We start from the raw sequence: 21,322 nt of genomic DNA, 5'->3' as shown, positions 1-21,322 counted from the left end.
GCGCGGGTCACATCTTACCTTCGCCGAAGTTCAGTGCATAGATGGTGATATAGGAACCCCAGCCGGACTGGTAGACCGTCTGCGCCCGCGGCAGTGGCCTGGCCAGGGAGGTGGTGAAGGGCAGCAGCCGCGCCAGGAGCGTTTCGCGGCCTTGCGGCGTGGTGATGCGCCAGGCCCGCACGCCGGCTCCGGGGATCTGCTGGACCAGATAGCTGGCCTGGTCGACGTCCTGCCGTGCCCATTGCTGTACCGACGCGATCTGGCCGTGCATGTCGCCGCCCGGAAAACGGGCGGCCTCGAACGGCAGACGGATGCCGGCAAGTGCCTCCATTTCGCCGAGCCGGGCCAGATCGTCCAGGCACACGAGCATGTAGACCGGACGGTCCGCCGGAAGCTGGGCCTTCATCTCCGTCAGGGCGGTATCGGCGTCCATGCTCAGCCAGCGCGCCAGGCGCCGCGACGATTCCGGGACCGCCGTGAATCCGCCCGCGACTTTTTCCCATACGCTACGCTCGGCGCCGTTCGGGAAGGCGGCGGCGGCCGGCTGGTCGAGCCAGGTGTCGCGGCCGCCGAGGAAACGGATGCGCTGGGCGTCGTCCCACCACGCCAGGAACAGGGCGTTATCGTCCGTATGGCGGACGATGGCCTCCCCCGCGGCCCGCCATGAATCGTGCCGCAGTCGGCCCGCGGGATCGCCGGGGGCCGCGGGAAACAGGGTCGCCCGATAGCTTTGGTTCCGGCCGTCTCGGTAATCGGCCACGGTCAGCGGAACCGAGGCTTCGCCCTGGCGCAGGGTGTAGCGAGTCAGCGCGGTGACAGGGAAAGCGCCGCCGGGTTCCAGGGCGGCCCACTCCGCGGCGGGAACCGTCGCTTCCTCATAACTGAACGCCGGGCTGAACCGGTCGTACAGCAGAATCGCTCCCCCCGAGACCAATAGAACGAGGCCGGCGAAGGTGGCCGGCCGAAACCGCTTCGGCCGGCCGGTCGTATCCGCCATCAGTGCTTGCGCCGGTAGAGCAGCACGGCGATGCCCGCCAGGAGCGCCAGTCCGCCCAGGATATTGCGGAGGTTCGAGCCTTCTTTCTTGGCGGGCGGGTTTGCCGCGGCGCCACCGGCGTTGCCGGCCTTCTCGCGCAGCCGGGTGTTCTCATCCATGATGACGGCATAGTCCCGCATCAGCTCGGACCAGCCTTCGGTGTAGGTGAAGCCGCCGGGGTTGCCGTGGACCAGGCCCTTGTAGAGCTTGATCAGGTCATGTTCCCACATATCGGCATGGACCCGTTCCACATGGCTGGGATTGTTGCCCTTGGCCCAGAACAGTTGGAAGAATCCGCCGGGGGCGTCCTTCTCCGGCGCCGGGGGAGCGGGGCGGTTGGTTTTCTGGCCCGGCAGCAGGCCGTCCTTGAACAGGCCTTCGACGACCCGTTTGGCTTCCTGCTCCACCTTGAGCCCCGCGATGGTGCCTTTGTCGGCGGCTTCCAGATAGCTCTTGGCGAAGCTGGGGCTGTGGCAGTTGGCGCAGGTGGCGTTCCAGCTTTCCTTGCGCCCTTCGAACCAGGGATGCTTCAGGTTGTCGGCGATGGCCGGGGTCGGGTTGAAGCCCCAGCGGACCTTGCGCACGAGATTGTGCGAGAACTCGCCGTTGAACTCGAAATGGCAGTACTGGCAGGTCGGCGCGGTGTAGCCGCCCTTGGTCAGGGCGTCCTTGAGCGGGGCCTCGAAGTTCCAGGTCGACTTGTGGGTCTGGTAGACCGTGCCGTGCTTGGACAGCGTGAAGTTCTCCCACTCGTTGTGATCGACGCCGTTGTGGCAGGTCGCGCAGGCTTCGGGCTGACGGGCCTCGGCGGCCGAGAAAGTGTGGCGGGTGTGGCAGCCGTCGCACTTGTTCTGCTGGTAATGACACATGTCGCAGCCCTGGGCGATTTCGCGCTCGGCCATGCCGGCCCAGATGGCGGTTTCGACATTGGCTTCCCAGTCGACGGCATGGGAGGGATGGCCCTTCCCCCACTGGCCCTGCGGCCACTGCTGCTCCTTCTCGGATTCGGCCTCGGCGAACTCCTGCACGTGGCAGCTGCCGCATTGCGCCCGGTCCGGCATGACTAGGTCCTTGTCGTGGCGGATGGACTGGGCGCCGACCTTGCCGTGGCAGTCGATGCAGCCGACTTCCTTGAGCGGCTCGCCTTCCTTCAGCAGGCCTTGTTTGACCAGGTTTCTTTCGACCTCGGCCAGCTTCTCCTTCTTGTAGAAACGCGCATCCTGGCCGTTGCTGAGGTTGCGGATCGCGTCGAGCCTGGCATGGGCACTGTTTTCCCAGGCGTGGAACGCGCCGGGCGTCAGGCTCTGGTGGCAGGCTACGCACTGGTCACGGCCCACTTCGCCGGAGACCGCCGTCGGCGGCTGGTAAAAATTCCTGGGATTCCAGTATTTCTGGATCGGGATCGGCTCCCAGTACTGCGAGAACTTGCCCTTGCCGGGATGGTCCTTCTCGTACTTGTCCGTGATCTGGGAAAAATCCGTATCGCCCGCCGCGGCGGATGCCGTCAACTGAACGAGCATCAGCAAAGCGGCCAGCAGCCATGTCGTCGTTGTTCTGATCATTGGGGTGTGCTCCTTCGGCAATCCGTCCCGGTTTGTTATCGGCAAAAAGTATCGTGGCAAAACTAAATAGCGTCAATAAGAAGCGTTGTTCGACGCACCGGGGTTTGCCGGAATGCCGGCCCGGCTGATGTCACTCCGAGGTGCTCGGACTCCAGAACGCCTGGCCGACGACGGGATGTTCCTTGAGCTGCTTGAGGATACGCTCCAGGTGGGTTCCGTCGACCGAGGCGGCGGCGAGCGTGGCTTCGATCTCGATTTCCTCGTCGCCGAAGGCATGCACCGCCAGATCGCCGAGCGGATAGCCCGCCTGCTGCAGCACTTGTTCGACCAGCGCCAGCGCATCCTTCCGCCACTGGCGCGGGGCGATGACGTAGACGGTATGGGTGACTTCCACCGCCGGCGTGTCGATCGGCTGGCGGTTGATGCGGTCCACCACGGGGCGCAGCAGGGTATTGGCGGCCAGCACGAAAACGGTGGCGACCAGGGCTTCGAGGATCAGGTCCGCGCCGGCGCAGGCGCCCACCGCCGCCGATCCCCAGAGGGTGGCGGCGGTGTTCAAGCCGCGGACGTTGCCTTGTTCGCGCATGATGACGCCGGCACCCAGGAAGCCGACGCCGGACACGACATAGGCGATGACGTGCACGGCGCCGTCGTGGCCGTGCAGGCGGTTCGCCATGTCGACGAAGATGGCGGCGCCCAGCGCGACGAGGACGTTGGTGCGCAGGCCCGCGGTACGCTGGCGGAATTGCCGTTCGAGCCCGATCGCGGTGCCCAGCACGAAGGCCGCGGTGAGGCTGACGAGCGTGTCCAGCAACGAGGCGACGTTGATGTTCTGGATCGCTTCCATTTCAGGACTCCGGCGTGGCGGCGGCCAGGTCCTCGGCGATACTGGCCAGGGTTGGAGTGGCGATGCCGGCAGCCCTGGCATGGTCCAGAGCCCGCCGCAGCCGTACCGGCGCGGTGCGCCCCGTGCAGATGTGGTTGGGGTCGCCCGCGAAGCCTTCCAGCATGCCCGCCATCAGCCGTTCACGCGGCAGGCGGGTCTGGGTGAGCCATTCCTGGATGTCGAGGATTTCACCTGCCGTCTTCTCCGCCAGTTCTCGGTGCCGTTCCCACAGCTCGCTCACCGTGCCGCCGGTGCGGAGGCCGGCGAGGTTGATGGTGAGGATGTAGAGGTTTTTCCGGACCAGTTCGTACAGCAGTTCCTCGTCGGGAATGGCATGGCAGGGCACCTCGATCGCCTCCAGGGACTGGACGATCAGGCCGGCGCGGGGACCGGCGACCGGCGTGGGCAGCACCGGGACGAAGGGCCGACCTTTCTTCTTGTCGAACCACACCACGATCACGGTGGGATCGGCGATGTCGTGGCGTTGCCAGTCGCGCGGCAGCAGTTCGTTCTGCAAGAGGCCCAGCCGTTCGCGCCATGCCGGCGGCAGCGAGTCCAGCACCGGATGCAGCTCCGTTTCCCCGACCGCGACGAGCACCAGCTCGGGTTCGGGAATCGCCTCCGCCACGCTTTCCGGACGGGTCCCCCGCAGGATGGGGTAGACGGGGTGGCCGCATTTCAAGAAACCCCTGGCGAACAACTCGCCCATTTCGCCCATCCCGATGATGACGACAGGTTTTTTCATGGCACGCATTTCAGCCGGCACACAAGAGGTGCGGCAATTGTGCCATCGACCCGAACACGATGGCACCGGCCTCGGCGAGCGTATCCGGCTCCTCGTCGGCGGCGTAGCCGTACACCGTCATGCCGGCCGCCCGCGCCGCCAGCACGCCGCTGCGCGAGTCTTCGACGACCGCGCAGTGCTCGGGACTGGCGCCCATCTGCCGGGCCGCGTGCAGGAAGAGGTCGGGTGCCGGTTTGGGCCGCGCGACCTGGGCGGCGGAATAGGCGTGCTCGCCGAAATAGGCGCCGAGCCCGGTCACCGTGAGGGACAGCGTCAGGCGGGCCGGCGGCGACTGGGAGGCGACGCACAGCTTGCCACCGCGTGCCGTCAGCAGATCGAGCACCGGGCGTATGCCTTCCACCGGCCGCAAATCGCGCTGGAATCCCTGGGCCGTGGCGATGCCGAGTTCATAGAACCAGTCGGCGTTCAAGGGCGGCCGGGCCGCGGTTTCGGCCCAGCGGGCCACGTCCGCCATGGTCTTGCCCTTGAACATGGCGCGCAGGGCATCGGCCTGGATCGGCAGCCCTCGTTCGCTGAAGAACGCGGCGGTGATGCGGTTCACCAGCCGCTCGCTGTCCACCAGCACGCCGTCGCAGTCGAAGATGATGAGTTCGTACTTCATACGGCCGGGCCGATGAGTTCCACGGCGTTGCCGTCCGGGTCACGGCAGAAGACGGCGCGCCGTCCGGAGCGGCTGGTGGTGTAGGGTATGCCGGCCTGTTCCAGGCGGGCGAGCAGAGTCTCCCAGTCCGCCACCGCCAGCGCCACGTGGCGGTCCCGCCCGCCGTGCTCGGGCCGATCCGCGCCAAGGTCGGGATTGGGCAGCACCATGAGATGGATTTGCTGAGCGCCGAGGTCGTACCAGATGCCTTCGAAATCGAAAGCGGGCCGGGCGTCGCTGGGCGCCAGTTCCAGCACGCCTTCGTAGAAGCGGCGGCTGGCCTCCAGATCGGATACCAGGAGGGAGACGTGGTGCAGATGGCTGATGATGGGCATGTGGGGGTGTCGTACTCCAATCGGGCTATGGCCACGGGGCTCGGATTGTGCCAGAAGCGCGGAGTGGCGAGTAACCGGCGTGATGGTTTGCCTTCCTGATGCCGAGCATCGGCCGTTGGCGGAAACGGCAGGTTGGGTTGATGAGTTGGTTTCTTGGTCTCGGCCATCGTGGCTATGCTTCGTTCTCGGGCGTGTTGACCACCGTGTCCGCAGGCAGTTCGGTTGCACCCATCCAGTAGCACAGCAAGGGCGCCGGGATGCGCATGATCTGGGTTGCAGCATGTGTGGACGTCGGTAGCCCCTGCATCATCCCGAAGTCGTCCAGCGACTTGGTGACCACGTAGCCGCGCGCGATGTGCTTGGCCTGGCAAAGCTCGATCAGGCCCTTGAGCTCGCGCGCACCGGTGTGCTGGGCGCGGTACTTCACCTCGAAGGGGATCAGTTCGCCGCCGACTTCGGCGACGAGGTCGACCCCGTGGTCGCGCTTGCCGCGCCAGTACGAAAAGCGCACGTTCTGCGCGTAGTAGCGGGCGAACAGGTGCTTGAACACCGCCGTCTCTGTGGCCACGCCCAAGGCGGAGGCGTCTTCCAGGATGGCCTTGCCCTTGAGCATCACCGCCGGGGCGATGGCGGCATCGGCGAGATAAATCTTGAAGCGCGCGCGCAGTACGTCCTTGCCGTAGCCGTGGGGCGGAAGGCGGTAAATCAGGTGGGTGGCTTCCAACAGTTCGATGAAGTGCTGTGCCGTGGGGCGTCTGACCTCCAGGTTGGCGCACAGGTCCACCATATCGAGCAGGCCGCCGTCGTGCATGCACAGGTACAGGAAGGTGTGCTCCAGGTCCAGCACGCGGCGCACGCCGAACAGGGCCGTCATGTCGCGCTTCAAGACCTTATCGATGATGTCCTCGCGCAAGAGGCGCTGCGCCTGGGTAATGCTGTCCATCTGCGCGGTTTGGGGGAAGCCGCCGCGCACGAGGTATTCGTGGAAGTGGCCGACGTAGGCAGCGGCGACGTCGGTCGCGCGATAGAAGTCCGCCGGCGCCCAGTCGAGTAGGTCGCGCAGGCTGCGCAGCTTGGGGAGCTCTGGCAGTTGCAGGCGCTTGATCTGCAGGTATTCGTAGAACGACAGCGTGGTCAGCCGTATCGTGTGCCAGCGTCCGACGCCGGACTCCTGATCGGCTTCCACCAGGGGCATGGCCGATCCGGTGAAGATGATGCGCCGGTCTTTGCGGAAATCGACCTGGTGTTTGACCCAGGTTCCCCAGTCCCGGATGAACTGGGCTTCGTCCAGAAGCAGGTATTCAGGCCCGTCGGCGCGGGGTTCGCGCTCGCGCCAGGCGTCGATCACGGCGTCGATGCCGGCCAGTTTCAGGATCGGATGATCAAAGGTCGCGTAGAGCAAGTTGGCGGCGGGCACGCCGGCGCGCAGCAGCGCGTCCGCGGCCTGCAGCAGCAGCGTGGTCTTGCCAATCTGGCGGGCGCCGGACAGCAGCACAGCCCTTGGGGCGGGCGGCGCTGTCATCCAGGTGTACAGCTCACGGAAGGCGGCCCGCCGGAACGACGGCAGGTCGGCGATGGCCTCTCTCCGCCACCAGGGGTTGAACTGGGCGAGGACGGCGACGAGCTCTCTCTTCGAGACCTTCATGGGCGAAATTCTATCTGGGTACGCTGGTTAATTAAATCACACTTTTATTATTTTTGTATATTAGAGATAAAATCGCGGCAACAGGTGGCTTGGCTTCCACCTCGAACGCTCCTGATTCGAGCACCTGCATCATCTACGCCTAAATCTGCATCGGCGGTCGTTTTAGGCTCCAGCCATTGATTGGCAGGAAGACGTCGGTCGCGGCGAACGGCATATGCTTGTTGTCATCGGCGATACGAAGGTTGCCGGTCAGGCGTTGCACGTTACCCAGTCACCGGTAGGCGCCAGGGCGTACCGGGAAATAACGACACCGGTCCAGTGTCAAAGGATTCGCCCGCGGCCGTGATAAGTTATCGAGCCTAAGGCTCAACTCTTCCCGCACCGCCATGAACGACGACACGACGGCTGAATTCTCGACCAACGCCCAGCAGCTTCTCGACTTCATCGACCAGAGTCCCAGCCCCTGGCATGCCGGGAATTCGATCGCGGCCCGGCTGCTGGCGGCTGGCTTCCGGCGCCTGGAGGAGGGCGAGGTCTGGAGTCTGGAGCCCGGCGATCGCGCTTTCGTGGTGCGGGGCGACTCCTCGGTGGTCGCCTTCGCCGTGGGCGAGGGGGCGCTGGCCGAAACCGGCTTCCGTGTCGTCGGCGCGCATACCGACTCGCCGGGCTTGCGGGTCAAGCCGCGGGGAGCGCATGCGGAAAGTTCCATGCTGCGGCTGGGGGTGGAGGTCTATGGCGGGCCGATCCTCGCTACCTTCGCCGACCGGGATCTGAGCCTGGCGGGGCGGGTGGGCGTGCGGACGGAGGCGGGCGTCGATGTCCGCCTGGTCGACTTTCCGGATTCGCTGGTGCGCCTGCCGAACCTGGCCATCCACATGAACCGCGAAGTCAACAAGGACGGGCTGAAGTTCAACAAGCAGACCGAGCTGCCGCTGTTGCTGGCGATGGCGGACGACACACCAGCGGAGGACCGGCTGCGCGCCTTGTTGGCGGAGCGGGCCGGCTGCGAGCCGAAGGATGTCTTGAGCTGGGAGCTGAGCGTGTTCGACACTCAGCCGGGGGCTTTCTGGGGTCCGCAGCGGGAGTTCATTGCCGACAGCCAGTTGGACAATCTCGCCTCCTGCCATGCCGGCCTGAGCGCCTTGCTGCAGGCGTCCGCCTCGGAGGCGGTGGCGGTGGCGGCGTTCTTCGATCACGAGGAAATCGGCAGCGAAAGCCACAAGGGCGCGGACGGGACGCTATTGCCGGATGTGCTGGAACGCATCGCGCTGGCTTTGGGTCTGGACCGCGTCCGGTACAAGCAGGCGCTGGCGCGCAGTTTCCTCGTCAGCGCCGACATGGCGCATGCCTATCAGCCCAATTTTCCGCAGTTTTACGAACCGCAGCACAAGGTCTTCGTCAACGCGGGGCCGGTCGTGAAGACCAATGCCTGCGGCCGTTACGCGACCGATGCGGCGGCGGCGGCGCGGATCATTCGCCTCTGCGAGGAGGCGGGGGTACCGTACCAGCAGTATGTGCACCGCACCGATCTGGGCTGCGGCAGCACCATCGGCCCGATGACCGCCGCCCGCTTGGGCATCCCCGCGGCCGATATCGGCAACCCGATGTGGGCGATGCACAGCGTCCGCGAAAGCGCCGGGGTGCGGGATCACACCCACATGATCCGCTTGCTGCGGAGCTTTTTCTCAGGGGGCGCCTGAGTTCCCGCCGTTCAGCCTGTAGATCAACACATGTTCGCGCGGGCTGGGAGAAAACATTTTGAGAGGTTCGCGGTTCAGCGCGTTTTCCGCCTTCTTGAGGTCGCGCGGCGAGGTCAGGCGCAGCGCCAAGTAGTCGGGCAGGCCGGGCTGGGCCAGCCAGTCCGCGAGCCGATCGACCGGCATGAGCTGGCGGATCTGTTCCTGATTCATGGGGCGGCCGGCGTAGTAGTCGAGCCTCGGATCGTTGGTCGCCAGGCTCGCGCCGGCGGGGAGGTTTTCCCGCATCCAGCGGCCGACGTCGCGCAGGTAGAGCCGGTAGTCGGGAGTCACGACGGCGCTCTCGACGCACAGCGCCGCGACCAGTCCTAGCGCAAGCCGCCTGGCCCACCGTTCGACTCCGCTCACGGCAAGGGGCGATCCCGTTCCGGCGGCGATGCGCTCCAGGTAACCCCCCCCGGCGAGCAGCAGCAGCGCGGACGGCAGCAGCGCATAGCGTTTGTCCGGGACGAGCTGGACGGCCAGGAATATCAGGAGGGTGCCGCTGGCCATGCCGGCCGCCCAGAGCATCAGCCCGAACCGGGGCGGGAGCCGCCCGCCGAACCGGTATACGGCGTAACCGAAAATCCCCAGCAGCACGGGTCCGAGATTGGCGCCGATCAGCCAAAACAGGGTGGCGACGAGTCCCGTTCCCAGGATCAGTTTCGCGTACTCCGCGCTGTAGTCGTTGGGCAGGACCGCGGCCAGCCGATCGGCATGCAGGGAGAAGAACTTCCAGATCAGCGCCGGGTCGTGGTAGCCATAGGCGGTGATTTCCCACAGCTTGCCGGGGGCGAGCCTCCCGGTGGCGAGGAGAGCTGCGCCCAGGATCAGCACCGGCACGATGCCGCTGATCGGCAAAAGGAAATTGCGCGCCCTGGCGCGCCAGGGCAACGGCTCGAAGAGGAAGTAGACGGGGACGGCGAGGATCAGCACCAGGGCCTCGATCCGGAACACGAACGCCGCCGCGATGCCGGCTTGCCAGAGCACGGCATGGCCAAACTTGCCCTGAGGCTCGAAGCGGAATTTGACCAGATGCAGCAGTCCCCAAAGGCTCGCCGCCAGGAAGCCCCAGTCCCGGACGATGTTCAGCCGGTCGCCCAGCGCCGGGAAAGCCAGGATGAGCAGCACCGGCGCCCAGCCGGAAGGCGACTCGCTCTCGCCGCGCAGTGCGAAATGCAGCCGGACGAAGCTGTCGGCGATGGCCAGGAAACAGATGGCATCGAGCAGATGGGCGGAAGTCTCCAGTGGCCAGCCGGTCAGGCGGGACGCCGCAGCGATCAGCACGGAATAGCCGGGCCATCCGTAGACCGCCGCCGCCGCCTTCACCCCCTGGTCGAGGAATGCCGCCGCGGCATCCAGGTACAGCACGCCGTCCTTGTTGATGACGTCGCCTACGGCCACCGAGATGACGAAGAACCAGGTCATGAGGGTGGCCGCGGCGAGACGCGCGCCGGATTCGCCCCGAGGAATGGAGTGACGGAGAGGAGGCATGGCCGGCATCAGGGCGCGTGGGCGAAGGTTCGGACGCCGTCGGGGCGGGCGAAGAGCCGCTCCGCCACCAGTACGGCACCCTTCACCGTGAGATGGTTGCCGTCGAACTGGTAGATCAGGTCGTCTTTGTGATAGGCGTAGCAGTACTGCGCGTCGCACAAGACCGCCGCCGGGTCGAACACCCGGACACTGTCCGGAAAGCGGGCCGCGGCTTCTTCGATCAGACCGCGTGCGAGGGCCTGGTCACGTTCATGGCCGGCCCGCGGCATCTGGCAGCCGGTGTCCGGGCTCCTGGGAAGCAGCGGGCGCAGCAGCGAATAGCAGGCGGTCATGACGGTCCGGTCCATGTCCGGGTTGTCCAGGCTGAGGACGACCTGCTTGTTCGCCCGCACCAGGCGCTCCAGGGTGTCCGAGAGGCCGGTACGGAACAGCTCTGCGGCGGATTTGGTACTGCCGGCTTGCGTGCTTCGCAGCGTCACGCCGCCTTCCAGGTACTGCTTGTAGAACGCCGCGATGACCACCGTGGCGATGTCCGGCGTCTGTGTGATGAAGTCGACCACGTTGCCGACGAAAGGCTGGCAGCCGGCGCTCCTGCCATTTTTCTTGACCGTGTCCAGTCCGACGAAGGGCAGGCAGCTCCCGCGTCCGAGGTTGACGATGGTTTCCGGCCGCGCCGCCGCGGTCGCCAGTCCCTGGTACAGCATGTTGCCGTGGGAGTCGCCGATCACGGCGGTCAGCGGCTGGTCCTTGGGCAAGTCGCCGAGCTGGAAGAAGTCGTCACCCGGCTTGAACTCGCCCTGGAAAAGCGCCTTGGCGATGCCGTTGCCGCGGTAGCCCTCTGCGGCCAGGCGGGGCAGGTCGCGGTCGATCTTCAGGCGGACGCCGGCGAGTGCGGCGCGTTCCGGCAGGCCGTCGAGCCGGAAAACGGCAAAGCCCAGCAGGCCGGCGCAGGCAAGCAGGCTCCACAGCGAGGCCAGCTTGAGCCTCTGCAGCCCGAAAGCGCCGAAACGCAGCGGGCGTTCGACGTAGCGAAAGGTCAGCCAGGCCAGCAGGAAGGCGGCGGCGATGAGGAGCGCGGCACGGTGATGCAGCGGTTCGCCCGAGCGCAGGATCAGCCCGAACGACAGCAGCAGCCAGTGCCAGAGATAGAGGGGGTAGCTGATCACCCCGATGAAGACCATCGGACGGCTGGCGAGCAGCCGGCGGTTGATCCAGGTGCCCTGGCCGGCGCCGATCAGCAGCAGGGCGCCCAGTGTGGGCAGCAGCGCCCAGGCGCCGGGGAAGTCCTTGTCCTTGTCCAGAACGAGGATCGCCGCGGCGATCAGCAGTATTCCGGCAGCGGCTTGCAACTCGTGGCGCAAGCTCGTCGAAGGTTTGGCCGTGGCTCGCCGGAAATGGACGTACGCTAGGGTGCTTCCGCCCAACAGTTCCCAGAAGCGGGTGAAGGGCAGGAAGAAGGCGGAAACCGTGTCGCTATGGACCAGGTAAAGGTTGCCGCCGAAGGAGAGGGCGGCGAGCGCGAGCAGGGCGTGCGCCGGATTGGCCCGGAGGCGCCATATCAGCGCCATGAGCACGGGATAGAGCAGGTAGAACTGTTCTTCGATGCCCAGAGACCACAGGTGCAGCAGGGGCTTGAATTCGGCCGCCGTGTCGAAATAGCCCGATTCGCGCCACAGTACCAGGTTGGAAACGAACCCGGCGCCGGCGGCGACGTGTTTTCCCAGGGCCCGGTATTCGTCGGCCAGCAGCGCGAACCATCCGAACGCGAGGCCGCCCAGCAGCACGGTGATCAGTGCGGGGAATATGCGCTTGGCGCGGCGCGCATAGAAATCGGCCAGGCTGAAACTGCCGGCGTCGAGGTTTCTGAAGATGATGCCGCCGATCAGGTAGCCGGAAATCACGAAGAACACGTCGACGCCGGCGAAACCGCCCGGCAGCGAACGCGGATAGGCGTGAAACACGATGACGGCCAGGATGGCGACGGCGCGCAGACCGTCGATGTCGGGGCGATAGGCGAGATGTCTGTGGGTGCGCATGTCCGGTTCAGCAGGCGCCGGTGAGCGCATCCGGCATGAGCCAGACGCGGGGAATGCCGGCGGCAGGGCGAAAACTGCGGTTTTCCAGGGGCGGGAACGGCGGTCGAAACGACGTATGTGCTTGTCGGCGTTGTAACTGCACCGTGGGTTGGGCATCATTGTAACGATGGCCGCCAGGCATTTCGAGATTTCCCCACCTTATTTCGCATGAAACATTCAGCTACGGAGTCCAAGCCGCTGTCGAGCGGACTGGCCATCTACCGCCGCCTGCTCCGCTATGGATTTCCGTACTGGAAGTCATTCTTCGTCGCCGTGCTGGCGATGATCGCCTATGCCGCCATCACGCCATTTTTCGCCAAGCTGATCCAGCCACTGATCGACGGCAGCTTCATCGACAACGATCCGACGGTGCTGCGCCATGTGTCCCTGATGCTGATCGGCCTTTCGGTCCTGCGCGGCATTGCCGGTTTCCTGAGCGAATACTGCTCCGGCTCGGTCGGGCGGCGCGTGATCGCCGATCTGCGCCGGGACATCTTCGACCAGTTGTTGAATCTGCCCTGTACCTTCTACGACAACGCCTCGGCCGGCCAGCTCCTGTCCAAGCTGCTCTACAACACCGAGCAGGTCTCGGCCTCGCTCCAGCAGGGCATCATCACCTGCATCCGCGAAGGCTTCACCATCATCGGCCTGATGGCGCTGATGGTCTACCAGAACCTGGTGCTGTCCCTGGTCTTCCTGGTGATGGGGCCGGTGCTGGGGCTGAGCGTCCGCTTCGTCAGCAAGCGGTTCCGCCGCCTGAGCATGCGCATCCAGGAATCCATGGGCAAGGTGAGCCACGTGACCCAGGAGGTCATCGATGCCCAGCGCATCGTCAAGGTATTCAACGGCAAGGCCTACGAGGCCGCCAAATTCGCCAGGGAGAACGACCGCAACCAGAAGCGGCAGATGAAGCTGATCGCCACCGATGCCCTGGGAGGAGGGGTGATCCATCTCATCAGCGTCGCCGGCGTGGCGGGAATCCTCTACGTGGTTTCGCTCGATTCCGTGCGGCAGACCATCACGCCGGGCAGCCTCATGGCGTTCATCGCCGCGATGGCGATGATGCTGAGCCCGATCCGCCGGCTCAGCCAAGTGGTCTCGGTCATGCAGCGTGGCATCGCCGCCGGGGACAGCATCTTCGCCATGCTCGACATGCCGAGGGAGCGCGACACCGGACGGATCAGGCTGAAGCGCGCCCGTGGTTCGATCGAGTACCGGCACGTCAGCCTGGTGTACGACGACCGCCACGGCGCCGCGGTCGACGACGTCTCGCTCGTCATCCCGGCCGGCAAAACCGTGGCCCTGGTGGGCCAGTCGGGCAGCGGGAAGACGTCGCTGGTGCGCCTCCTGCCGCGCCTTTACGAAGCGACCGCCGGAGAAATCCTGATCGACGGGCATGACGTCCGCGAACTGACGCTGGAGAGCCTGCGCCGGCAGATCGCCTATGTCGGCCAGGAAGTGACGCTGTTCAACGATACCGTGGCCAGCAACATCGCCTACGGCTGCCTGGACAGTGTGGGCCTCGATGCCGTGCGCGAGGCCGCGCGGGCGGCGAATGCGCTGGATTTCATCGCGGCATTGCCGCAGGGATTCGATACCTTCGTGGGCCAGCAGGGCATCGTTCTGTCGGGCGGTCAGCGCCAGCGTATTGCCATTGCGCGGGCCTTGCTTAAAAATGCCCCTATTCTGATCCTGGACGAGGCGACCTCGGCACTGGACGCCGAATCCGAGCGCTACGTGCAACAGGCGCTGGAAGCCCTGATGCGGAACCGGACGACGCTGGTGATCGCGCACCGGCTTTCCACCATCCAGAATGCGGACCAGATTTGCGTGATGCGCGGTGGGCGTATCATCGAGTGCGGCACCCATGCCCAGCTCATGGCGGCACGGGGCGGTTATGCCGATCTCTACGCGATGCAATTCGGCTATTCGAGCGTGCCGGAAGCGGTGGCGGTGCAAGCTGTCAGCCGATAACAGGGCCGGGCTGACCGGCGTGTGACAAGAACGGGGATTGACCCCGCCAAGCATATCGAGGAGTGGCGTGATGACCGAGCTTCTGTTTGTCTTCACCGTGGTTTTTGTCGGTTATGTGCTTTACGAGGTCTTCAAGACCGTATCCCGGCCGGTGTCGACCGGCGAAACACACTTGGCCTGCGCACCGGAGGTGACCGCGGCGAAGCCTGCGGAAACGCCGGCCGAGGCGGTGGTCGAGCCGGCAGCCGAAGAACCCGCCGTAGCTGCCGCAGTCGGGGAGAAGGCGCCGGCCACGGAGGAGGCAGCGGCCGAAGGTGAAGAAAAGGCGGTGGCGCTGCGCGATCCGGCCACGGGTGAAATCGCCGCGGTTCCCACCAATTACCGCTTCGCCAAGAAATGGATCAAGGAAGCGCTGGTGGCGGAAGGCCTGCTGGACCGCGTCTACAAGAACGCCGAGCTGGAGGGCGATACGGTGCAGAAGGTCAAGGAGGCGCTCGAACGCTTCAAGGGACTGGCCAAGTATCAGGGTTAGATCGGAGGCTCCGCCGGCCGGAGCCCTTCCGTTTCTCGCAGCCGGCGGCGCAGACACGCCACCGGGCTTTTCTCGCGGGGCCGGCGCTTGCGTCGTGATCCCGCTCGTGTGTTTTTTTTAGGTCGATACATGAATCTCCACGAGTACCAATCGAAGCGGCTGCTTGCCGACTACGGCGCGCCCGTGCCGCGCGGCGGCGTCGCTTTTTCTCCCGAGGAGGCCCGCTCCTGTGCTCTCGAGATCGGCGGCGAGCGCTGGGCCGTGAAGGCCCAGGTGCATTCGGGCGGGCGTGGCAAGGCCGGCGGCGTGAAGCTGTGCGGCAGCGAAGATGACGTGGCCGCCGCCGCGCATCAGCTGCTGGGCTCCGAACTGGTCACCTACCAGACCGGCGGCAAGGGGCTGCCCGTGCATGCCGTGCTGGTCGAGGAAGTGCGCGGCATCGCCCGCGAGATCTATCTGAGCGTCCTGGTCGACCGCTCCAGCGCGAGGATCATGTTCCTGGCTTCCGGCGAGGGCGGCATGGACATCGAAACCGTGGCGGCCGAGGCGCCGGAGAAGATACTTTCCTGCCGGGTGCATCCGGCCGCCGGTTTCCAGCCTCATCAGGGACGGGGCATCGGCTATGCCCTGGGGTTGGATACGGCCCAGGTCGGCACGCTGACCCGGCTGATGGCGGCCATGTACCGTCTGTTCGTGGAGAAGGATCTGAGCCAGATCGAGATCAATCCCCTGATCGTCACGGCGGACGGCGAACTGCTGGCGCTGGATGCCAAGATCGGTGTCGACGACAACGCGCTGTTCGCCCATCCCGATCTGGCCGGCCTGCGCGATGCGACCCAGGAGGATGCGCGGGAGCATGCCGCGCGTGAACACGGCCTGAGCTACGTCACCCTGGGCGGCAACATCGGCTGCATGGTCAACGGCGCCGGCCTGGCGATGGCGACCATGGACATGGTCAAGCTGCACGGCGGCGAGCCGGCCAATTTCCTCGACGTCGGCGGCGGCGCCACCGCGGAGAAGGTGGCCGAAGCCTTCAAGCTGATCCTTTCGGATTCGGGGGTGCGTGCCGTGCTGGTCAACATCTTCGGCGGCATCGTCCGCTGCGACCTGATCGCGGAAGGGCTGATCGCCGCGGTGCGCGAGGTGCGGGTCGGTGTGCCGGTGGTGGTCCGGCTGGAAGGCACCAATGCCGGCGAGGGCCGGGCCCTGCTGGATCGCTCGGGTCTTGCCATCATCGCCGCCAACGAACTGGACGAGGCGGCCCGCAAAGCGGTGGAGGCCGCGGCATGAGCATCCTGATCGGCAAGGACACCCGTGTCATCTGCCAGGGCTTCACCGGCAAACAGGCGACCTTCCATTCCCGCCAGTGCCTGGACTACGGCACGCAACTGGTGGGCGGCGTCACCCCCGGCAAGGGGGGCAGCCTGCATCTGGACCTGCCGGTGTTCAACACGGTGCGCGAAGCGGTCGATGCCACCGGCGCGAACGCCAGCATGATCTACGTCCCGCCGCCGTTCGCGGCCGATGCCATCCTCGAAGCCGCCGAGGCCGGGATTTCGGTGATCGTGTGCATCACCGAAGGCATTCCCGTGCTGCACATGCTCAAGGTCAAGGCGGCCCTGGCTTCCTACGGCGCGGTGCTGATCGGCCCGAACTGTCCGGGCGTCATCACCCCCGACGAGTGCAAGATCGGCATCATGCCCGGTTTCATCCACCGCAAGGGCAGCATCGGCATCGTCTCGCGCTCCGGCACCCTGACCTACGAGGCGGTCTACCAGACCACCCGGGCCGGCCTGGGCCAGAGCACCTGCGTCGGCATCGGCGGCGATCCGATCAAGGGGCTGGATTTCATCGAGGTGCTCGGCATGTTCGAGGAGGACCCGTACACCGCCGGCATCATCATGGTGGGCGAGATCGGCGGCAGCGCCGAGGAAGAGGCGGCCGAGTTCATCCACGCCCGCGTCAGCAAGCCGGTGGTCGGCTACATCGCCGGGCTGACCGCTCCACCCGGAAAACGCATGGGCCATGCCGGCGCCATCATCACCGGCGGCATGGGGACCGGAGCCGGCAAGGTGGAGGCGATGCGCCGGGCGGGCGTCGAAATGGTCGATTCGCTGTCCGACATGGGACGGCGCATGCTGGACATCCTGAAAACGGAACGTTGACACGTGGCGAGCGACAACTTGGGCACAGTGGGCGTGGAAGACGCCGAGCAATTTGAGTTCGTGATCGGTCTGGCCGTACGCAACGCTATCGCGACGGATGATCCCGACGGCTTCCAGGACTGGTTCGCGCGGTTTTTGGCGCTGGGCGATTTCTTTCCGAAATTCTCGGAGCGGATGGGAGCGGTCGAGGCGACGCGGTCGATGGCGGCGATGCTGGGCCGTATCATCTGGAACCGCACGCCCCGGCCGGACAACCATTTCCGGCCGTGCCCCCTGCCCAAGCCCGAGCGTAACCAGCCCTGCATTTGCGGCTCGGGCCGCAAGTACAAGCAGTGTTGCGGACCGATTGCTCCGGCCCTGGAGGCGCAATTCGAACACCTCAGTTTGCTGCGCTACGTTCTGGATACGCTCCCGGAGAAGGCGTTCCCGAATCTGCCGTTTGACTACATGTCCAAGGAAGAGCTGGCCTTCGTCGCGCAGGACTGGATCGAAGAGGGGCGCCACAAGCGGGCCGTGCGGCTCCTGGAGCCGCTGTTCGACAAGGTCGAGGCGCTGGATGAACGTGCGGAGAGGGCATTCGATCTGCTCAACGACTGCTACCTCGAATTGGGCAATCCCCGCAAGAAGGAACGGCTGATCGACAAAGTGCTCACTTCGTCGAACCGCACTTTGCGCAGCGCGGCCCTCCACCGGCGCATCCTCGGTCTGTTCGACCGGGGGGATCAGGCCGGCGCCTGGCATCTGTTCCGGGAGGCCCAGCGCTTCGATCCCGACAATCCGGCGCTGGCGCAGCTCGAGATCACGCTGCTGATGTTCAGCGGCGATCTGGAACAGGCCAGGGAGCGTGCGCGTTTCTGGCTGGCCCGAATGGAGCGTGATCGCAGTCGGGACCACAGCGGTTTGACCGGCTGGCTGCGCGGCGTGGTCGGCGATGTCGAGAGCGCCACCCAGGAGGCGTTCGCGGCGGGCGCGCCGTGGCTGGGGACTATGTTCAAACTGGTGGCGGAGCTGCCTCCGCTCGAATGCCATTACCAACTGGAGCCGGAGGGTGACTCGGCCGGCCCGCTGGTCGAAGACGCCGGGCTGCGGAAAATCGGACAGCAGTGGGGACGGCTTTTCCCTGCCGCGAAACCGATGTCGGCTCTGGCAGAGCCGGACGTCTCCGAGGTATGGGAGGATCTGTCCTGGCTCGCTTGGCTGGAACGTAACCCTCTGGCCTGGCAAGACTTCGACGTGCTCGATGATCTGGTCATGGCCCTGGGCGAACTGGAGTACCTACACGAGGAGATGCACACCCGCCTGCGGGAGCGCTTGCTGAATCGTGCCGTCGAGTTATTGCGCCTGGTACTGGCGACGAACCGGGCGGAAGGTTTCAAGCTGGAGTGGGGATTTCCGGAAAACCGTCCGGCGCTCCGCCTGCTGGCGACCCGCATCCTCGACCATCTGGCCGAAGGCCGGCGCGAAGAAGCCGTGGCGTTGATGGAGTGGATGGTCGGCACGCTCAATCCGCATGACAACCACGGTTTCCGTGAGAACCTGGGGCGCGCCTACCTCGAACTGGGAATGCCCGAGAAAGCCGTGGCGCTTTCGGACCGCTACCCCAACGACTTTCCTGCCCTGGGGCTGAATCGTATTCTCGCCTTGTATCAAAGCGGGCGGATCGACGATGCGGAGGCGGAGCTCAGGTCGCTGCATGCGTCCTATCCGGAAATGCTGAGAATGCTGGTGGCGGAAAAACCACGCAAACCCAAGCTCCACGAAGACTATGTGAGCTTGGGCGGTAAAGACGCCGCCTGGTATTACCGCGAGGACTGCCGGCGGCTGTGGGAGCAATCCGGAGCTTTGGGCTGGGCTACAGGTCTCGGCCTGGTTTCTCCACGCAAGGCCCAATAATGGGGTTTGGGTTCGACTCGTGCGGATCGGCGGGACAGCCGTGAGTTTGCGTATCGCCATCGCCCAGCTCGATTTCCTCGTCGGCGACGTCGAGGGGAATGCCGACCGGGTGCTCGCCGCTTCGGTTCGTGCGCGTGACGAGCTGGGAGCCCACGCCGTGGTGTTTCCCGAGCTCGCGCTGGCGGGTTACCCCCCCGACGATCTGATCCTGCGCCCCGACTTCCTGGCCGCCGTGGAAACGGCGCTGACGGCGCTGGCCGATCAGGTGCACGGGATCGACGTGATCGTCGGCTTTCCGGAGCGCCACGACGGTTTGCCCTTCAACAGCGCGGCGGTGCTGCGCGACGGCGGCATCCACAAGGTTTATCGCAAGCAGACCCTGCCCAACTACGGCGTATTCGACGAGAAACGGCATTTTCTGCCGGGCAGCGCGCCTTGCGTGTTCGATCTCCGCGGGGTGCCGGTGGGCCTGACCATCTGCGAGGACGTCTGGTTTCCCGGCCCGGTCGAACAGGTCGCGGCGGCGGGGGCCAGGCTGGTGCTGAACCTGAACGCTTCGCCTTTCCACGCCGGCAAGACGGCGGAGCGCGAGCATGTGGTGCGCGAGCGCGTCGCCGCGGCCGGGGTGCCGCTGGTGTACGGCAATCTGGTGGGCGGGCAGGACGAGCTGGTGTTCGACGGCGCATCGTTCGTGATGGATGCCGCGGGTGAGGTGGCCTACCGGGCGCCGCAGTTCGGCGAAATGGTGGAGGCAGTCGAGTTCGCCGTCGACGAAGGCGCGGTGCGTCCGTTGCCGGCCAGGCTCGCCGAGCCGATGGGGGAGGTCGAGAGCGTTTACGCGGCGCTGGTGACGGGTATCCGCGACTATGTCGGGAAGAACGGATTCCATGGCGCCGTGCTGGGCCTTTCCGGCGGCATCGATTCGGCCCTGACCCTGGCCCTGGCGGTGGATGCGCTGGGCGCCGATCAGGTCGAAGCTGTCCTGATGCCCTCGCGCTATACCGCGGACATGAGCGTCGAAGACGCGCGCCGGGAGGCCGAGGCCTTGGGCGTGGCCTGGCATCTGATCCCGATCGAGCCGGTGTTCCGGAGCTTTCTGGAACTGCTGGCCGGGCCCTTCGCCGGAGCGGCGGCGGACGTCACGGAAGAAAACATCCAGGCGCGCTGCCGCGGCGTCATCCTGATGGCCCTGTCCAACAAGCAGGGCCGGATCCTGCTGACCACCGGCAACAAGAGCGAGATGAGCGTCGGCTATGCCACGCTGTACGGCGACATGGCGGGCGGATTCGCGCCGCTCAAGGACGTGTCCAAACTGCTGGTGTATCGGCTGGCCGGGTACCGCAACGGCATTTCGCCGGTCATTCCGCCCAGGGTGATCGAGCGGCCCCCCTCCGCCGAATTGCGGCCGGACCAGAAGGACGAGGATTCGCTGCCGCCTTACGCCGTGCTCGATCCGATCCTGGCCCTCTACGTCGAGCAGGACCGTTCGATCGCCGAGATCGTGGCCGCGGGCTATCCCGAAGACGTGGTGCGGCGCGTGGTCCGGCTGGTGGACCGCAACGAGTACAAGCGGCGGCAGGCGCCGCCCGGCATCAAGATCACCCGCCGCGCCTTCGGCCGCGAACGGCGTTATCCCATCACCTGCGGTTTCGAGCCTTAGCCGGCGAGTACCTGCTCCACTTCGGCACGGGACGGAATGCCCGGCCGTGCTCCCAGCCTCGTACAGCACAGCGCCCCGGCGGCGCTGGCGTAGCGGAGTAGTTCCGGCCAGTCCATGCCGGTGGCGAGTCCCGCGGCATAGGCGCCGTGGAAGACGTCCCCGGCGCCGGTGGTGTCCACCGCTTCGACCGGAAAAGCCGGCAGTCGGCCGGATTCCGCGCCGCGGCGCCAGATCAGGCCGTGTTCGCCAAGCGTGATGACGACGCAGGGCGAACGCTCCGCCAGCGCGGTCAGCGCCTGTTCCGGATCGTCTTCCCCCAGCCATTGCGCGGCGAATTTTTCCGAGGCGACGAGGTGGCCGACCCGGAACATGAGCCATTCGGTGCCGGCGTGCAGGGAGCCCGCGTCCAGGACGGTGGCGGCTCCGTGCGTCTGTCCCCAGGCCAGGGCCGGTTTCGACAGCTCTGGCTCATGGCCGTCGAACAATATGCATCGGGCTGATGTCGCCGGAGCGAGAAAGGCTTGCGGCGGGAGTGGCCGGGTGTCGCCCTTATAGTTGACCAGGGCGCGCCTGCCGTCCGGTTTGACCAGGACGGCGGAGAGCGGAGTGGGGGAGGTGCCGCGGACGACGGATCGGGTATCGATGCCCGCCTCGGCCAGTTCCTCCAGATGGCGCTCGCCGTAGAGGTCCGTGCCCAGGTACCCGGCGAAGCCGGCTTTCAGCCCCAGGCGCGCCACGGTGACTGCGGCGTTGGCGGCAGGGCCGCCGCCGCAGGCCAGGAGAGCGTCGGCGAAGATCTTCTCGTCCGCGGCCGGATGGTGCGGGACGGTGAAGACGAGATCGAAGGACGCATGGCCGACGCAGAGAACGTCGAGCGGCATCAT

At 66.0% G+C, this 21,322-nt stretch carries 18 protein-coding genes; 7 read left to right on the top strand and 11 right to left on the bottom strand.

The window, feature by feature from the left end:
* Nucleotides 1–7: 7 nt before the first annotated feature.
* From haoB to ABZN20_RS07735, 8 genes are all read right to left on the bottom strand, one after another.
* Nucleotides 8–997, bottom strand: coding sequence for a hydroxylamine oxidation protein HaoB (haoB, locus tag ABZN20_RS07770; RefSeq protein ID WP_367027274.1), 990 nt, complete (start codon nt 995–997; stop codon nt 8–10).
* The gene (locus ABZN20_RS07765) at nt 997–2,598 is read right to left on the bottom strand and encodes a multiheme c-type cytochrome (protein WP_367027273.1); all 1,602 of its coding nucleotides are present in this window, start codon (nt 2,596–2,598) and stop codon (nt 997–999) included. The genes haoB and ABZN20_RS07765 overlap by 1 nt, the downstream gene beginning before the upstream one ends.
* A gap of 130 nt (nt 2,599–2,728) precedes the next feature.
* Nucleotides 2,729–3,445 carry an MgtC/SapB family protein gene (locus ABZN20_RS07760; RefSeq protein ID WP_367027272.1) on the bottom strand — a complete coding sequence of 239 codons (717 nt, stop codon included), beginning with the start codon at nt 3,443–3,445 and terminating at the stop codon, nt 2,729–2,731.
* Between the two features lies 1 nt (nt 3,446).
* A complete protein-coding gene (locus tag ABZN20_RS07755; RefSeq protein WP_367027271.1) occupies nt 3,447–4,229 on the bottom strand; it encodes a hypothetical protein in 783 nt (260 codons plus the stop codon).
* 10 nt (nt 4,230–4,239) lie between these two features.
* A complete protein-coding gene (locus ABZN20_RS07750; RefSeq protein WP_218807352.1) occupies nt 4,240–4,890 on the bottom strand; it encodes an HAD family hydrolase in 651 nt (216 codons plus the stop codon).
* Nucleotides 4,887–5,264: a VOC family protein gene (locus ABZN20_RS07745; protein ID WP_367027270.1), complete on the bottom strand. Its 378-nt coding sequence runs from the start codon at nt 5,262–5,264 to the stop codon at nt 4,887–4,889. The genes ABZN20_RS07750 and ABZN20_RS07745 overlap by 4 nt, the downstream gene beginning before the upstream one ends.
* Before the next feature lie 172 nt (nt 5,265–5,436).
* Nucleotides 5,437–6,909, bottom strand: a complete 1,473-nt coding sequence (locus tag ABZN20_RS07740; RefSeq protein WP_367027269.1) for an ATP-binding protein — start codon at nt 6,907–6,909, stop codon at nt 5,437–5,439.
* 139 nt (nt 6,910–7,048) lie between these two features.
* Nucleotides 7,049–7,171, bottom strand: coding sequence for a hypothetical protein (locus ABZN20_RS07735; protein ID WP_367027268.1), 123 nt, complete (start codon nt 7,169–7,171; stop codon nt 7,049–7,051).
* A 124-nt stretch (nt 7,172–7,295) separates the two neighbouring features.
* On the opposite strand from ABZN20_RS07735, the gene ABZN20_RS07730 reads away from it, so the two are divergent.
* Entirely contained in the window at nt 7,296–8,609 is a 1,314-nt protein-coding gene (locus ABZN20_RS07730) for a M18 family aminopeptidase (protein ID WP_367027267.1), read from the top strand.
* On the opposite strand, the gene ABZN20_RS07725 is transcribed toward ABZN20_RS07730, so the two are convergent.
* Nucleotides 8,595–10,139: a hypothetical protein gene (locus tag ABZN20_RS07725; protein ID WP_367027266.1), complete on the bottom strand. Its 1,545-nt coding sequence runs from the start codon at nt 10,137–10,139 to the stop codon at nt 8,595–8,597. The genes ABZN20_RS07730 and ABZN20_RS07725 overlap by 15 nt on opposite strands.
* A gap of 8 nt (nt 10,140–10,147) precedes the next feature.
* Nucleotides 10,148–12,175 (bottom strand): acyltransferase family protein, encoded by a 2,028-nt coding sequence (locus tag ABZN20_RS07720; RefSeq protein WP_367027265.1) that lies wholly within the window; start codon nt 12,173–12,175, stop codon nt 10,148–10,150.
* 207 nt (nt 12,176–12,382) lie between these two features.
* Here ABZN20_RS07720 and msbA point away from each other — a divergent pair, with 207 nt between their 5' ends.
* The 6 genes from msbA to ABZN20_RS07690 all read left to right on the top strand — a co-directional run bounded on the left by msbA (nt 12,383) and on the right by ABZN20_RS07690 (nt 20,438).
* Nucleotides 12,383–14,188 (top strand): lipid A export permease/ATP-binding protein MsbA, encoded by a 1,806-nt coding sequence (gene msbA, locus ABZN20_RS07715; RefSeq protein WP_367027264.1) that lies wholly within the window; start codon nt 12,383–12,385, stop codon nt 14,186–14,188.
* Between the two features lie 70 nt (nt 14,189–14,258).
* Nucleotides 14,259–14,720, top strand: a complete 462-nt coding sequence (locus tag ABZN20_RS07710; RefSeq protein ID WP_367027263.1) for a hypothetical protein — start codon at nt 14,259–14,261, stop codon at nt 14,718–14,720.
* Between the two features lie 129 nt (nt 14,721–14,849).
* Nucleotides 14,850–16,010 carry an ADP-forming succinate--CoA ligase subunit beta gene (sucC, locus tag ABZN20_RS07705; protein ID WP_367027262.1) on the top strand — a complete coding sequence of 387 codons (1,161 nt, stop codon included), beginning with the start codon at nt 14,850–14,852 and terminating at the stop codon, nt 16,008–16,010.
* Entirely contained in the window at nt 16,007–16,885 is an 879-nt protein-coding gene (gene sucD, locus ABZN20_RS07700; RefSeq protein ID WP_218807343.1) for a succinate--CoA ligase subunit alpha, read from the top strand. The genes sucC and sucD overlap by 4 nt, the downstream gene beginning before the upstream one ends.
* 3 nt (nt 16,886–16,888) lie before the next feature.
* The gene (locus ABZN20_RS07695) at nt 16,889–18,778 is read left to right on the top strand and encodes an SEC-C domain-containing protein (RefSeq protein WP_218807342.1); all 1,890 of its coding nucleotides are present in this window, start codon (nt 16,889–16,891) and stop codon (nt 18,776–18,778) included.
* 40 nt (nt 18,779–18,818) lie between these two features.
* Nucleotides 18,819–20,438, top strand: coding sequence for an NAD+ synthase (locus ABZN20_RS07690; RefSeq protein ID WP_367027261.1), 1,620 nt, complete (start codon nt 18,819–18,821; stop codon nt 20,436–20,438).
* Here ABZN20_RS07690 and ABZN20_RS07685 read toward each other — a convergent pair.
* Nucleotides 20,435–21,322 (bottom strand): carbohydrate kinase family protein, encoded by an 888-nt coding sequence (locus tag ABZN20_RS07685; protein ID WP_367027260.1) that lies wholly within the window; start codon nt 21,320–21,322, stop codon nt 20,435–20,437. The two genes, ABZN20_RS07690 and ABZN20_RS07685, sit on opposite strands and share 4 nt — an antisense overlap.

This window comes from Methylococcus sp. ANG (genome assembly GCF_040730495.1).
Taxonomy (GTDB): domain Bacteria; phylum Pseudomonadota; class Gammaproteobacteria; order Methylococcales; family Methylococcaceae; genus Methylococcus.
This window is presented reverse-complemented; position numbering and strand designations above follow the sequence as displayed.